At 68.2% G+C, this 14929-nt stretch carries 11 protein-coding genes and 1 tRNA gene; 6 read left to right on the top strand and 6 right to left on the bottom strand.

From position 1 onward, the window contains the following. The first annotated feature begins 69 nt into the window (after window positions 1–69). The 3 genes from RLT58_RS19050 to RLT58_RS19040 all read left to right on the top strand — a co-directional run bounded on the left by RLT58_RS19050 (window position 70) and on the right by RLT58_RS19040 (window position 4739). Window positions 70–2337, top strand: coding sequence for a (Fe-S)-binding protein (locus tag RLT58_RS19050; protein WP_311311580.1), 2268 nt, complete (start codon window positions 70–72; stop codon window positions 2335–2337). A 178-nt stretch (window positions 2338–2515) separates the two neighbouring features. Next, entirely contained in the window at window positions 2516–3691 is a 1176-nt protein-coding gene (locus RLT58_RS19045; protein ID WP_399131651.1) for an FG-GAP repeat domain-containing protein, read from the top strand. A 109-nt stretch (window positions 3692–3800) separates the two neighbouring features. Continuing rightward, window positions 3801–4739: a Yip1 family protein gene (locus RLT58_RS19040; RefSeq protein ID WP_311311579.1), complete on the top strand. Its 939-nt coding sequence runs from the start codon at window positions 3801–3803 to the stop codon at window positions 4737–4739. A gap of 70 nt (window positions 4740–4809) precedes the next feature. Here the strand turns inward: RLT58_RS19040 and RLT58_RS19035 are convergent, their stop codons facing one another. After that, on the bottom strand, window positions 4810–5310 hold the full coding sequence (locus tag RLT58_RS19035; RefSeq protein WP_311314564.1) for a phosphoribosyltransferase: 501 nt from the start codon (window positions 5308–5310) through the stop codon (window positions 4810–4812). A gap of 18 nt (window positions 5311–5328) precedes the next feature. After that, on the bottom strand, window positions 5329–5904 hold the full coding sequence (dcd, locus tag RLT58_RS19030) for a dCTP deaminase (RefSeq protein WP_147970172.1): 576 nt from the start codon (window positions 5902–5904) through the stop codon (window positions 5329–5331). Between the two features lie 487 nt (window positions 5905–6391). Between dcd and RLT58_RS19025 the strand changes: the two genes are divergently transcribed. From RLT58_RS19025 to RLT58_RS19015, 3 genes are all read left to right on the top strand, one after another. Continuing rightward, window positions 6392–6465 (top strand) — tRNA-Gly (locus tag RLT58_RS19025). 373 nt (window positions 6466–6838) lie between these two features. Beyond that, window positions 6839–8041 carry an IS110 family RNA-guided transposase gene (locus tag RLT58_RS19020; RefSeq protein WP_311311578.1) on the top strand — a complete coding sequence of 401 codons (1203 nt, stop codon included), beginning with the start codon at window positions 6839–6841 and terminating at the stop codon, window positions 8039–8041. Window positions 8042–8403: 362 nt separating this feature from the next. Beyond that, entirely contained in the window at window positions 8404–8955 is a 552-nt protein-coding gene (locus RLT58_RS19015; protein ID WP_311314563.1) for an AAA family ATPase, read from the top strand. 92 nt (window positions 8956–9047) lie between these two features. Here RLT58_RS19015 and RLT58_RS19010 read toward each other — a convergent pair whose 3' ends face one another. Genes RLT58_RS19010 through RLT58_RS18995 form a run of 4 tightly spaced genes read right to left on the bottom strand, consistent with a single transcriptional unit; the run spans window position 9048 to window position 14914 of the window. After that, entirely contained in the window at window positions 9048–9545 is a 498-nt protein-coding gene (locus RLT58_RS19010; RefSeq protein ID WP_311311577.1) for a hypothetical protein, read from the bottom strand. A 16-nt stretch (window positions 9546–9561) separates the two neighbouring features. Continuing rightward, complete coding sequence (locus RLT58_RS19005; protein WP_311311576.1) at window positions 9562–11700, bottom strand: site-specific integrase; 2139 nt, start codon at window positions 11698–11700, stop codon at window positions 9562–9564. Further along, entirely contained in the window at window positions 11697–13454 is a 1758-nt protein-coding gene (locus RLT58_RS19000) for a hypothetical protein (protein ID WP_311311575.1), read from the bottom strand. The genes RLT58_RS19005 and RLT58_RS19000 overlap by 4 nt, the downstream gene beginning before the upstream one ends. Then, the gene (locus RLT58_RS18995) at window positions 13454–14914 is read right to left on the bottom strand and encodes a site-specific integrase (RefSeq protein WP_311311574.1); all 1461 of its coding nucleotides are present in this window, start codon (window positions 14912–14914) and stop codon (window positions 13454–13456) included. The genes RLT58_RS19000 and RLT58_RS18995 overlap by 1 nt, the downstream gene beginning before the upstream one ends. Window positions 14915–14929: the final 15 nt, after the last annotated feature.

Here is a 14929-nt window from a genome sequence, read left to right as displayed (position 1 = left end):
CCTCGTCAGTCATCCCAGTACTCATCAGCAGAGCTGGATCCCACCCCTCGCAGGCCCGAGGAGCCCCACATGCAACTCGCCGCGATCATCGTGTCGCTGGTGCTGACCGTGGTCGGCGTTGCGCTCGTCGCCCGAGCCGTCGCGCAGATCTACCGGTTCGTCACGCTCGGACAGCCGGTTCCGGCCGGCAGCCGCACCGACGCCGTGAAACAGCGCACGATCACCCTGGCCAAGGAGTTCGTCGGCCACACCAGGATGAACCGATGGGGCATCATCGGCATCGCCCACTGGTTCGTCGCCGTCGGCTTCCTGACTCTGGGCCTGACCATCGTCACGGCGTACGGTCAGCTGTTCAAGGCCGACTGGGTCCTCCCCGTCCTCGGCGGCTGGCTGCCGTACGAGGTGTACACGGAGTTCATCGCGCTCGCGACAACCGTGGGCATCCTGGTCCTCATCGCGATCCGCCAGCTCAGCCTTCCCTCCCGGGCCGGCCGCAAGTCGCGGTTCGCGGGATCGAAGATGGGCCAGGCGTACTTCGTCGAGGCCGTCATCCTCGTCATCGGTCTCGCGATCATGACGCTGAGGGGCCTTGAGGGCGCTCTGCACCACGTCGACGGCTACGAGGCCGCGTACTTCGCCTCGTACCCCCTGGTCGCGGCCTTCAAGGGGCTCGACCTCGGCACGCTCCAGAACCTCGTCTACCTCACCGCCATGATCAAGCTCGGCGTCACCATGACCTGGGCGATCACCGTCGGCCTCAACACCAACATGGGTGTCGCCTGGCACCGCTTCCTGGCCTTCCCGAACATCTGGTTCAAGCGGAACGCCGACGGCGAGGTCGCGCTCGGCGCGCTCCAGCCGATGACCTCCGGCGGCCAGGAGATCGACTGGGAGGACCCGGCCGAGGACGCCGTCTTCGGTGTCTCGCAGGTCGAGCAGTTCTCCTGGAAGGGCATCCTCGACTTCTCCACGTGCACCGAGTGCGGCCGCTGCCAGTCGCAGTGCCCCGCCTGGAACACGGGCAAGCCGCTCTCCCCGAAGCTCCTGATCATGTCCCTGCGCGACCACGCGCACGCCAAGGCCCCGTATCTGCTGGCCGGCGGCGGCAAGGACATGGAGGGCAACGAGAAGGCCACCGAGGAGCAGCTCAAGGACGTCCCGGCGGCCGCTCTCGCCGAGGCCGAGCGCCCGCTGATCGGCACGGTCGAGGAGAACGGCGTCATCGACCCGGACGTCCTCTGGTCCTGCACCACCTGCGGTGCGTGCGTCGAGCAGTGCCCGGTCGACATCGAGCACATCGACCACATCGTCGACATGCGCCGCTACCAGGTGATGATCGAGTCCGCGTTCCCGTCCGAGGCGGGCACGATGCTCAAGAACCTGGAGAAGAAGGGCAACCCCTGGGGGCTCGCCAAGAAGCAGCGCGTCGAGTGGACCAAGGAGGTCGACTTCGAGGTCCCGATCGTCGGCAAGGACGTCGAGGACCTCACCGAGGTCGACTACCTCTACTGGGTCGGCTGCGCCGGCGCCCTGGAGGACCGCGCCAAGAAGACCACCAAGGCCTTCGCGGAGCTGCTGCACATCGCGGGCGTCAAGTTCGCGATCATGGGCGGCGACGAGAAGTGCACGGGTGACTCGGCCCGCCGCCTGGGCAACGAGCCGCTGTTCCAGCAGCTCGGCCAGGAGAACGTGGCGATGCTGAACATGGCGTTCGGCGAGGACGACGAGGACGACTCGACCAAGAAGGCCAAGGCCTCCAAGAAGATCGTCGCGACCTGCCCGCACTGCTTCAACACGATCGCCAACGAGTACCCGCAGCTCGGCGGCGAGTACGAGGTCATCCACCACACGCAGCTGCTCCAGCACCTGGTGGACGAGGGCAAGCTGATCCCGGTGACGCCGGTCGAGGGTCTGATCACGTACCACGACCCCTGCTACCTGGGCCGGCACAACAAGATCTACACGCCCCCGCGCGAGATCATCGCCAAGGTCCCGGGCCTGCGGAACGAGGAGATGCACCGCCACAAGGAGCGCGGCTTCTGCTGCGGCGCCGGTGGTGCCCGGATGTGGATGGAGGAGCGGATCGGCAAGCGCATCAACAACGAGCGCGTCGACGAGGCCCTCTCCCTCAACCCGGACATCGTCTCCACGGCCTGCCCGTTCTGCCTGGTCATGCTGACCGACTCGGTCAACGGCAAGAAGAACGACGGCAAGGCGAAGGAGTCGGTCCAGGTGGTCGACGTGTCGCAGCTGCTGCTCGACTCCGTGAAGACCCCCGCCGACCCGGCGGGCGAGCCGGAACCGGCGGACGCACCCGAGCCGGAGCCGGTGAAGTAACCGGCAACGCCCCGCGGCGTTGCACAAGCGGCCGGACCTGCCTCGGGGGCAGGACCGGCCGCTTCTGCTTTCCCGCCCGGGTGACGCATCATGTGGGACGGCCGGGGGGACGCAAGCGACGGCCGGGACGGCCGAGACGTACGAGGTATTCCCGCAGGGATACACATCGGAGGAACCCGTGCGGATACGCACCAGCAGGGCACAGGCGGGAGCTCCGGCGCGCGCCGGCGCACCGGCCGCCGCGGCGGTGGCCGGCCTCTGCGCCCTGCTCCTGACGGCCTGCTCGGGCTCCCCCGCACCGGCCAAGAACGGCGACACCCCGCCCACCGCGCTCTCCGGCCTGGCGGGCGCGGAGCTCCGCCCCGTCCCGCGCGGCACCGGCAGCCGCGTCCCGGACGACTTCAACGGCGACGGCCACCGCGACCTGGTCATCGACGACCTGGTGAAGCCGGCCTCCGACCTGCACGGCGACGACCCCGGGATCGGCATCGTGTACGGCTCCGCGACCCGAGGTCTCGACCCGTCGGTACGCCAGCTGCTCAGCGCGCACGCGAACGCGGCCAAGATCGGGGACACCCTTCCGTCGGCGTTCGACGCCGAGACGTCGTGCGACCTGGACCGGGACGGCTTCACCGATCTGATCGTGGCCACCGACCCCCCGTACAACGGCATCGGCCGCCCGCCCGTGCCGCTGCAGATCCTGTTCGGCTCGCCCGAGGGCCTCACCGGCCGTGCGGTGGCGCTCCGCATCCCGGCCCCGGCCCGCTTCGGCAACGAGTGGCCCGACCACCCCGTCTGCGGCGACTTCGACGGCGACGGGAAGCCGGATCTGGCCGTGACGGCGAGCGAGGGCCGGTTCAGCTTCCTGCGGGGTCCGTTCACCCGCGACGGCCGCCCGCGTGCCGCCGGCGGCACGGTCCCGGGCGCTGGTCCCGCCCTGTCCGCGCCCGAGCCCCGGGCGGACACGAACGGCGACGGGTACGACGACCTCGTGTACACCGCCCGCCCCCACGCCCCGGGCACCGCTGCCAAGGGCGGGCTGCTGCTCGGGGGCCCCGGCGGACCGGGCCGGCCGGGCGGCACGTACCGCTTCGAGGCACCGGCGGCCCCGCTCCCGGCGGCGCCCCTGCGCAAGGGTCCGGGCGCCGCCCCGGCCCGCGCGGAAACGACTCTGCTCCAGCGGTACGCGGACTTCGACGGCGACAGGAAACCCGACACGGTGGTCCGTACGCACCGGGGCGAGACGGCGGACCTGATCGCGCTGTACCCGGCGGCGGCACCCGACCGTCCGCTGATCACGTTCACCAGCGCGCTGTTCCTGACGGGCGGGACGGCGGCTGAGGACGGCGGCTGAGGACAACCCCCCAGGGTTCCCTTAGGGGATGTCACAGCTGAGCGTCAAAGGCCGCCGAGTTCCCCCGCCCCTCCTGTCCGGCCCGTGCGGACCAGGTACGTTCGATGACGTGGCTGGATTCAGGATCGGACGCGGCCGGGACAACCGCACCCCGCAAGGGCAACAGCAACCGCGGCAGCAGCCGTACGGCAATCAGGCACCGCCGCCGCCGTACGGACAGCAGCCATGGCCGCCGACGGGAGGACACAGCGCCCCGCATGCCGCCCCGCAGCACGGCGGCGGATACCACCCCGGTTACCAGGGGGGCGGGCCCGACGAGCCGGAGTACTTCGCCGACCCGTACCCGTATCCGTACCCCCAGGGCCAGGGACCGCAGGGGCAGCAGGGTCCGCACCACGGTGATCCGTACGCGAACAACCCCGGCCACACGCAGGCCTTCAGCATCGACGAGGACGGGTACAACGACGGCAGCGCCTACCGCGCCGGCCAGGCACCCGCCCCTGCGGGCCCGCGCCTGCACTGGAAGCAGCTGCTGAGCGGCATCGTGACGCGCCCAGGACCGACGTTCTGGCAGATGCGCGACTACCCCGTCTGGGGCCCGGCGCTGATCGTCACGTTCCTGTACGGCCTGCTGGCGCTCTTCGGCTTCGACCAGGCCCGCGAGGACGCGATCCGCGCCCCCGTCTCCACCGCCGTGCCCTACGTCGTCCTCACGGCCGTCTGCTTCGTGATCGGCGGCCTGGTGCTCGGCGCGGTCACCCACACCCTGGCCCGCCAGCTCGGCGGCGACGGCGCCTGGCAGCCGACCGTGGGCCTCTCCATGCTGATCATGTCGCTGACGGACGCCCCGCGCCTGGTCTTCGCGCTCTTCCTCGGCGGCGAGAACTCCCTGGTGCAGATCCTCGGCTGGCTCACCTGGCTGGGAGCGGCGGCGCTGCTCACCTCGATGGTGAGCAAGTCCCACGACCTGCCGTGGCCGAAGGCGCTGGGCGCGTCGGCGATCCAGCTGCTGGCGCTGGTGTCGATCCTGAAGCTGGGCACGATCTGAGCCCACACGCAACGGCGAAACCCCCGGTCGGTCTCCGCCGAACCGGGGGTTTCGCCGTTCGCTCACGGCCTCAGGCGTCGAGAACCTGCCCGCTGCGCCGCACGACGGGCGGCTCCACGCTCCACGGGAAGTTGATCCAGTTGTCGGTCTTCTTCCACACGTACTCGCACTGCACGAGCGAGTGCGACTTCTCGTAGATGACCGCGGAACGCACCTCGGCGACATGGTCGATGCAGAAGTCGCGCACCAGCTTCAGGGTCTTGCCCGTATCGGCGACGTCGTCGGCGATGAGGACCTTCTTCTCGGTGAAGTCGATGGCGTTGGGGACGGGCGCCAGCATGACGGGCATCTCCAGCGTGGTGCCGACGCCCGTATAGAACTCCACATTGACCAGATGGATGTTCTTGCAGTCCAGCGCGTACGCCAGCCCGCCGGCGACGAAGACCCCGCCGCGGGCGATGCTCAGCACCACATCGGGCTCGTACCCGTCGTCGGCGACGGCCTGCGCCAGCTCCCGCACGGCCCGCCCGAACCCGTCGTACGTCAGGTTCTCCCGCACGTCACCGGTCACGTTCTCAGTCATCGCGCATCACACCTGGGTCCGGTGGAAATTCATGAACGAGCGGGAGGCGGTCGGTCCGCGCTGCCCCTGGTAGCGCGACCCGTACCGCTCGGAGCCGTACGGGAACTCCGACGGGGAGCTCAGCCGGAACATGCACAGCTGCCCGATCTTCATCCCGGGCCACAGCTTGATCGGCAGCGTCGCGAGGTTCGACAGCTCCAGGGTCACGTGCCCGGAGAACCCGGGGTCGATGAACCCGGCGGTCGAGTGCGTGACCAGCCCGAGCCGGCCGAGCGAGCTCTTGCCCTCCAGCCGCGAGGCGAGGTCGTCGGGCAGCGAGATGACCTCGTACGTCGAGGCGAGCACGAACTCACCGGGGTGCAGGATGAACGCCTCGTCCCCGTCCGGCTCGACAGTGCGGGTCAGGTCGACCTGCTCGACGGCGGGGTCGATATGGGGATAGCGGTGGTTCTCGAACACCCGGAAGTAGCGGTCGAGCCGCACATCGATGCTCGAGGGCTGCACCATCGACGCATCGAATGGATCAATACGTACGCGTCCGGCGTCGATCTCGGCCCGGATGTCCTTGTCTGAGAGAAGCACCCACCGAGGATACGCAGAACGCGCGGGCCCGCCCCCATCGGGCCGCCCGCGCGCCTGTCGCCTGCCGCTGCCTCCCGCCTACCGCTGCCCGGCCACGACGGGCACGGCATGCCGCAACCGCGCGCAACGAGGACAGCGGATGAGCCGCCCGGGGCCGATCCGCCCGGACCCGAGCTGCTGCATCGGGAACGAGGCGGTAGCGAAAACGTGCCCTTCGGCACAGCGGACGACGGTGCGCTCCATGGAGTCCATCAAGTCCCTTCCCCATCAAGCCGTGAACGAGAAAGCCACATTAGGGGATGAACGGGACGCCACTCGCCGCGGCACTCCGAGCCCCCACGCTACGCCCCAACTCCCGCCCCCGACACCCACATCCACACCCCGCCACCCCCACCCCCACCACGCCGCACATCCGGGCTCACGCCTCGGGGGGCCTGCGATGGGGTACAGTGTGGGACGATGCGTCGCTGGTCATCCAGCGCGTTGTGCGGGTGTAGTTTAATGGTAGAACATGAGCTTCCCAAGCTCAGAGCGCGAGTTCGATTCTCGTCACCCGCTCCATGCAATAGCCCCAGGTCGATGGCCTGGGGCTCTGTTGTTGTCCGGACCGGACTACTCGCGCCGCGCCCGCTGCGTGCCCGATCCTCTTCCCGCTGTGGCTGCTTTGTTCAGCGGACAGGCGTCAATGCCTCTCTCCCCCCATTACCTTTTTGGTGGTCCCGCAATGGGGCTCCCGGCCTTCGGGCCCGGCATGACTTCCCCCCCTTGTTAACCATGATCCGGGGGGTGGTGTCACCGGGCCCGGAGGCACTGACAGACCGCTGATTAGGGGCATGACCACCGACTCTTCGCAGGTCGGGAGGCTCTTCGTAATGTGGATGTGGCGATCGGTGCCGTGGGCGAGGCCGGGCGGAAGCACGACCGGAGGACGCACGTGATCGAAACCGGCGACATCGACGTCTTCCTCGGCCTGGACGTCGGCAAGAGCGAACACCACGCCACCGCCGTCACACCAGCCGGGAAGAAGGCGTCCGACAAGCGCCTGCCCAACACCGAACCCAAGCTCCGCGAGCTGTTCGCGAAACTCCAGGCCAAGCACGGGACGGTGCTGGTCGTGGTCGACCAGCCGGCCTCGATCGGAGCCCTGCCGCTCGCGGTCGCCAGAGACATGGGCTGCCCCGTCGCCTACCTGCCCGGCCTGACGATGCGGCGGATCGCCGACCTCTACCCCGGCGAGGCCAAGACCGACGCGAGGGACGCGTTCATCATCGCCGACGCCGCCCGCGCGATGCCCCACACCTTGCGCTCGGTCGACCTCGAAGACGAGACGATCGCCGAACTGGAGATGATCGTCGGCTTCGACGACGACCTGACCGGCGAGGCCACCCGCGTCGCGAACCGGCTCCACGGCCTGCTGACCCAGATCCACCCGTCCCTGGAACGGGTCCTGGGCCCGCGACCGCAGCACCCGGCCGTCCTGACCCTGCTGGAACGGTTCGGGTCCCCCACCCAGATCCGCAAGGCAGGCCGCCGACGGCTGATCACGCTGCTGCGGCCGAAGGCACCCCGTATGGCCGAGCGCCTGGTCGAGGACATCTTCACCGCGCTGGACGAACAGACCGTGGTGGTCCCCGGCACCGACGCGGCCGCGCTGATCATCCCGAGCCTGGCCGCCTCGCTCGCCGCCGTCCTCGACCAGCGCAAACTCCTCGCCGGCCGGATCGAGGAACTGCTGGAGACCCACCCTCTTTCCCAGGTCCTGATCTCGATACCGGGCATCGGGATCAGGACCGGAGCCAGGATCCTCATCGAGGTCGGCGACGGCAGCAGCTTCCCCTCCGCAGCCCACCTCGCCGCCTACGCCGGACTCGCCCCGGCGACCCGCAACTCAGGCTCCTCGATCCGAGGCGAACAACCATCCCGCAGAGGGAACAAGCAGCTCAAACGGGCCTTCTTCCTCTCCGCGTTCGCCGCCCTCGGCGACCCGGCATCCCGCGCCTACTACGACAAGAAGATCGCCCAGGGCAAACACCACACCCAAGCCCTCCTCTGCCTCGCAAGACGACGAGCCGACGTCCTCCTCGCGATGCTCCGCGACGGCACCTTCTACGAACCCCAACACGCCCAACCAGCTTGACCAAACCCATAGGAGCACCCCCCCGGACCGTTGTGACGGCAGACGCCGTGTCCCACGCAGGTCATGTCGCTTTACGCGAGGGTCGAGGGTCCTCGTCGTGTCGCGTTGCAGCGAGGCATGTTGTCTCTTTGTCCGGCACGGCTGCGTGACTGAGATCACGTTGGCGTGGGCGTGCTGTGTCAGCTGGAACGATAGGTGAAGGTATGGGTTCGACCACAGGGGTCTCTCGTGTAGGGGGCGTGGGTGGCCTCTCGCAGCGATTGAGCTTTGTCATCGGTTGAGAGGAGTCGGGTGGAGGCGGCATGCTGATCCGACATGCCGGGCCCGAGTCGCGGGCACGGCGGCAGGGCGGGGGAATCGCGTTGATCGTCTGGGTGAACGGTGCGTTCGGCAGCGGGAAGAGCACCCTGGTAGATGAGTTGCGTGCGTGCTGGCCCGAGGCACTGGTCTACGACCCGGAGATGGTCGGCTATGTGCTGCGAGAGATCGTGGAGGTGCCGACCGGCGACTTCCAGGACCTTCGGCTGTGGCGGCGTCAGGTCGCTGACCTGGCGGTGGGACTGATCGAGGAGTATCGCCGCACGGTCCTCATCCCGATGACCTTGGTTAATCCTGGTTATGTCGGTGAGATCTTCGGCGCGTTGAAGGATGCAGGCATCGAAGTCCACCACTTCTTCCTCAAGGTCTCCCGAGAGGTCCTGGAGCAGCGGATCGACGGCCGCAGTTTCACCCCGGACAGCCCTGAGCAGGATGAGAAGGTTCGGCGCTGGTGCAAGGAAAGGATCTCGCCGTGCATGGCCGCTGCCGATACCTTGCCCGGTGACACCGTGTTCCTGGATGGCGAGTTGACACCGCAGAAGTTGGCCAACCAGGTGCTGGTCCGGGTTCGAGCCGGTGGAACCTCCGAGGTGTGATCGCGGTGAAACGAGGGGGCACGGCGAGGGAGCACGCTAGGCGGTGTCGACGGGATCCCTCGCCGTGTCCGGGCTTGTGGGGAGACGCCAGCTCAGCTGCAAGATCCGTACGGGGCCGTTCCGGGGCGGGCGGTGGGCAGGCGGCGGACGTTGCCGGGTGTTGCGGCCACTTCCCGCAGACGGACGATCTCGTCGTGCTGTGCGGCCAGGCGCGAGACGGCGAGTTCCTTGAACGTGGTGAGCTCGGCTACGGTCTCGTCCCGCTGAGCCAGGCGTTCCTTGAGCTCGGCGACTTTGGTCTTGAGTCGTTCGATCTGCGCGATCCGCGGGTCGACGACGTCTCCGGCCTCTTGCAGGGTGCGAAGGCGTCGCTCGAATTCTTCGGCGAGGTGCTGGTAGGGGCCGGGGCGGGTGGTGCCGTCACGGTTCTTCTTGGGGTAGAACGCGGTGCGGGTCACGCCGGCTTCGGCGGCCAGTGTCTTCAAGTCGCAGCTGCCGCCGGGCGGGAGGTCGCCTTTGAGGAGCCGGTCCATCGCGGCCCGGACGGCCTGCTCGTTGCGGGCGCGGGTCTCTGCGCTGATGCGAGCCATGAGGTGGGGTTTCTCCTTACGCGGCGGCGTCGATCGAGGCCAGGACCTTCACGTCTCGGTCCAAGTCGGCTTGCAGTCGGGCCTTTTCGGCCTTGTGGTTGCGGCCGATCGATCCGATGAAGACCTGCTTGGTCCGCACACTCTCGGCCCACACCGGGCGGTGGCAGGGATGGTGGGTGGCCTGCGGACAGCGGGCGGAATCGCACATGCCAGCCAGCGGCTTCGTCGCGTTCGGGGTGCCGGCCAGCTTCAGGCACAACGCCTTGGAAGGGTCGATGAACCAGCAGTAGTTCGCCACACCCAGGTGCAGGACGCCGGCGATCTCGGCGAGGAGGGCTCGGACCTCCTGGTCGCTGCCGACGACCGTGGGGTCCTCGGCGGCGGCGCGGGCCAGCTTCCCGTCGACGCTGGCGAAGAAGCTGATCAGATCGCGGGCGCCGGGACCTGAGGGCATCTCGCCTTGCTGATAGCGCCGGTACTCGGCCTGCACGAGGTCCTTGTTACGCTCCGCCTCCTCGGCGTTGACCTCCGCGAGGAACTTAGCCTGGGCCCCGCCAGGACGGGCCGCATACCCTTCCGTGGTCACCACGGACAAGTGCTTGAGCTGCACCTTTGCGGCCAGCAGACCACCGGGACGATAGGCAATCTCCAAAGCGAGTGTGCGCCTGAGCATCCTCGTCGTCAGCTGTCCTTCCGGGATCGGAGCCAGCCCCAGGGCCTGCCCCGTGAGGCCGTTGACCCACTGACGGAACAGCTCGAAGCGGGCACCGTCGAGGGGCGAGGTGAGCAGGGGATCGCCGATCTCGGCGTCGGGGCCCAGGAGTTGCTCGGCGACCTCGGCTGCCTGGTACGCCTCCCAGATTACGACCCACTCATCGGGGACACCGCCGAGCGGTTTGCCCTTGATGACCCGGCTCGCCAGCTTGTACCTCTTCAGCCCCGGACCGGACTCGACGGGGGGAACGCGGCATCCCACGTTCATCTCCCGTAGTTCGCTCTGGCGCATGCCGGACAGGGCCACGATGACCACGTGCGCGGCGGTCTTCACCACGCCGGTGAGAGCCCGCAGGCCGCGCTCGGCCAGCGGACCCGACCAGGGCACCTCCCCTTGGCCGTCGGCTCGCTTCACCATGCTGGCGTCGCGGCAGAAGGGTTCCTCGATCCCCACGGCAGCTACCGCCGCTTCCAGCATGTCGCGCACCAACGACAGCTCGGAAGGGAGGATTTCCCTCCGCCCGGCTTCCGCGGCGAGCGCGTAGAGGTTGACCTGACTCAACGGGTCGTCGTTGCTCATCCACTTCCGGGCCTTGGCCCAGATGACGTTCCGGTCGAAGGGCCGCTGCTCTTCGATATGGCGGCGAATGACCGCCTCAAGGTCGCCCAGATCGACACGTGCTGCGGGCAGCGTTGCCCGATGGGCGGCATAGCGTCGCTTGGCGTCAAGTTCGCGGAGCAGGGGTGGGGCCAGGGTCTGGACGAGGTAGAGGGCTGCACTCAGGAGCGGCTGGAACGTCGGATCCGCAACCGGCGGCGTCTTGTTCGCGTTGCCACTGAGCTTGCTGTTGGCCTGTCCCGGGAACGGTCGCAAGTCGGGGTGGTAGCGGTCGGCGCTGAACAACTCGCCGTAGCGGGCCAGCCCGATGATCGTCAGCTCGACCGCTCTTCGGACGCTGGGGCGATCATGTGTCTTCTTGCCGTTGGGGCGGTGGGTGGCGCGGTACTGGGCGAAGGACGTGCAGTGGTGTTCGGTGACCTCGCCGAGTTCGGTGATCCCCTGGGCGGTCAGCCAGTTCAACCACCGGACCAGTTCGAGCAGTTCAGCGTAGAGACCGTTGACGACACGGGCCGTCCGGTTGGCGTACGGCAGCGTGCGGACCGCTTCGTGCCCGGGGGCCATCTGGGCGGCGATGTACTCCTTGGCGACCGTCTTCCACCGCTCGTTGATGATCCCCGAGAAGTCCAGGCGCCGTGCGCACTTCGCCACGTAGGCGGGAATCCCGATGACCTGGGTGAACACCCACACGTCGTCCTCGAAGACCGAGCGGGACGCCCCGATGGGCAGGACGAAGCCGGCCAGGCCGCAGATGTCCGCCCCGGCGAAGGGCGACGGTGCGGCTCCGTGCAGCGGTGCCTCGGTCAGGGATGTGGTGTTCACAGGGTGCTCTCCTCGGGCAGGAGCGGTATCTCGGCGTCAGTGTCGGTGACCTGAGTGGCAGCCGCGGCGAGCTGTGTGGGGTCGTACTTGATCAGGACGTCCTCGATGCGCTGGGCGTAGTGGCCGAAGACGGCCATGAACTGCGCGGCGGGCATCTGCTGCCACTGCCGGGCGAAGAACGCCTTCATGCGCAGGAGGTTCGCCGCGTGGCGCGGCGTGAACAGGGCGAGTGGACACAGCAGGCACACCCAGGGGCGGGCCGGGCACGGCTGTCCCTTCGGGCCGTGCACGCCGGCGGTCGGATCGGCGCAGGACGCCACGAACACATCGCGCTGGCCACCCACGAGTTCAGCGATCGCTCGATCGTCCAACTCCAGTTCGCTGACCAGCTGCGGGAACTGGCGTGCCAGGTCGGCGACCTGCTCGTCCGACAGCACCATGGGCGGTTGACCCCTGCGCAGTAGATCGCCCTGGGCCTGCTCGACAATGTCTTCCAGCGCGTTCTGCTGGGCCTCGGTCATGGAGGACAGGTAGTGGTCGCCTTCCACACCCGGGGTGTGGTTGGGGTCGATCGTCGAGCGCCGGCTGCCGATCCAGGAAGAGCGGTCCCGGTGTGACTCGAACGTCGTGCGGATCCGGTGACGGTGCACTGTCACCAGCGCCCCGTTGGCGTCGATCACTCCCGCATCCCGGGACCAGTCGACGACGGTGGACTTGTAGGGGCGCCCGTACCGCCACGGCCCAAGGTCCTCTTCGCCTGTGCGACGTGAGGTGTAGGCGAGCCATAGCCACAGCCCGTTGTGCAGCTGCGGTGGGCAGTGTGACCTCGCCAGTTCGGCATACTCGAGCCACCGTTCCAGCAGCCGTACCGCCTTGCTCGGCAGCGTGATGCTCTCCTCGGACGTACGGCCCTTGACGTAGCGGACCAGGACGGTGCTGTCGCCGGCCCAGTCAAGTCCGTCGACGCCCAGATCGGCGATGCCGTCCGGCACGATCCCGCTGTACACGCCGAACAGCACCTGGTAGGCGATGACGACGCGGGGGCTGGGGAAGAGCGCTTCGCGTGCTTCCACGAAGAAGCGCTGACGGTCACGGCCGATCCGAAAGCGCATCTGCTCGTGCGACACTCCGGCGCGCTCGCCCAACTCCCGTGTCGTCACCGGGCCGTGGTGCACCATCAACCAGAAGATGTTCTCCCGCGTCCAGCCATGCACGTAAGGATCCGCGCCGGACTCTGCCGTTGCTCTGGCCGCCCGGTATACGGCCCAGGACTCCTTGGCCATCATTCGGGCCGCACGGGTCAGCCCTGACCAGGCAACTTCGTCGTACGGCGGCAGCGGCTCACTGTTCGGGTGCCGGTTGTAAAGACGCCCCCGGACAAGCTCCCGCACATCCGGCGCCAGCACCGGCGCCTCGGCGTCCAGGGCGGCGAGCATGCGGCGGCTCTCCGACTCCCGCCGGTTTCCCGCCTCCCACCACAGGGCCGCGAGTCCCGTGCGGGTCAGCTCGGCGACCCCGCCCCGATGGCCCCGCTGGTCCAATTCGCCGACGAACCAGTCGATGGTCCCCTTGTACTTCTCCGCGGTCCGGTGCGAATCGCCCTGACCGTGGGGGTGCATGAGGTAGACCAGGCCCGCCAGCAACTCGCGGACCAGCACAGGGTTCACCGAGTCATCGACGTACAGGGTCGACGTGGTGCCGCGGGTGAACGTGCAGAACAGCCGCAGCGGGTTCTCCAGGATCTCCGCGGGCATCAGATATCGTCCTCATCGAAGCCGTCGAACTCGGCATCGACCTCGCGTTCGGCCTCGGCGAGCAGACCGTGGTCATGGCCCGCCCGCTCATATGCCTCGCGGTAGATCCGGGTCGTATCCAGGCGGCGGAGGTACACCTCCGTGGTAAGAGTGCTGGTATGACCGAGGAGGTCACGCAGGATCATCACCGGGTCGTTCTTGCGCAGGTAGAGCGCAAGGGCCGCGTCCGCGTCGGTGTCCTTGACGAGCTTCGCGAGCTGGGCGTAGTAGCCGCCGATCAACATCTCGAGCGTCCTGATCGCGAACGTATGACGGCACCGGTGCGGGGACGTATGCGGGAAACGCGGATCGAATCGATCCCTGATCCGCTCCGACGTTCGCTTGAAGACCGTCGGCCAGTCGCGAAACGGACTCCCGTCACTCTGCACGGCCAGCAGCATCGATCCGCCATCCGGCCGGACCAGACACCGACGTTCCCGCGGCGTCAACTCGGTCCACAGCACGCGCTCACCATCGACTCGGCCACCGATCTCGTCTGCCTCGGTCACCACCAGGGGCGACCCCCACTTGGCCGGCGGAATCCATGACGAGCGAGCCACCGCAACATCACGCTGCAACCGCAAGTACTGGTGCAGCCGGGCGAGCGGGTCGTATGTCGTCCACGTGGCGCGGAACTTCCGGCCCTTCGTGACCCCGGCCGGAACCGGCACCCAGATCGGCAGCTCGGTCCGGCGGGGCGGCAGCGGCGGAACCTCGCACTCCAACATGTACGTGAACTCCTGTCGCCGCAGCCCGCTGGACAACACATAGCCACCCACCGCCGCGTTGCGTGCCGTCGTCCGGCCCCGGTAGAGGGCGTCCTCAGCGCCGTCCGGGCGCAGACCGCCCAGCCCCTTCAGGAACGTGGCCTCGAAGTCCTTCTCGAAGTACTTGATCGTCACGTGCGGCTTCGGCGTCCGCAGCTTGGAGAGGTTCACCGACTGCAGGCGCACCTGGTCGCCGTACGCCGTGACGGCCTGCTTGTAGGTGAACGGCACCGCGGTTGTGAGCTCTTCGTCCTCGGCCCACCTATAGAACAGGGACAGGATGCTCATGTGCTGGTTCCAGGTGGATGCGGCGAACCGTTCCTTCAGTGGGCCGCACGCGCGGTGTACCGCGTATGCACTCAGACCGCGTCGCAACTCGCTTCGGTTGTCGAAGAGTTGGATGCCCCGGCTGGCCAGGAAGAGTGTCCAGTCCCGCACAACCCGAACGTAGGTCTCCCAGGAGTTCGAGGCCGGGCAGCCGTTTGCCGGGAGTTCCTGGGCCCACCGGTTGATCACGGTGGTGACGCGAGGGCCAGCCGAGTCTTCGAAGAGGAGGTCGTCGTCAAGCAGGATCGGCATCCGGTCCGGGATGACCGGTTGGCTCGATAGCCCCCAGGACTCCCAGGTGGCAGAGGAGAAGAACGTCATCAGCATGGCGGGGACCGTACC

It is taken from the genome of Streptomyces sp. ITFR-16 (assembly GCF_031844705.1).
Classification (GTDB): Bacteria; Actinomycetota; Actinomycetes; order Streptomycetales; family Streptomycetaceae; genus Streptomyces.
Note: the sequence above shows the minus strand (reverse complement) of the source record. Positions and strands in the feature narration are given on the sequence as shown.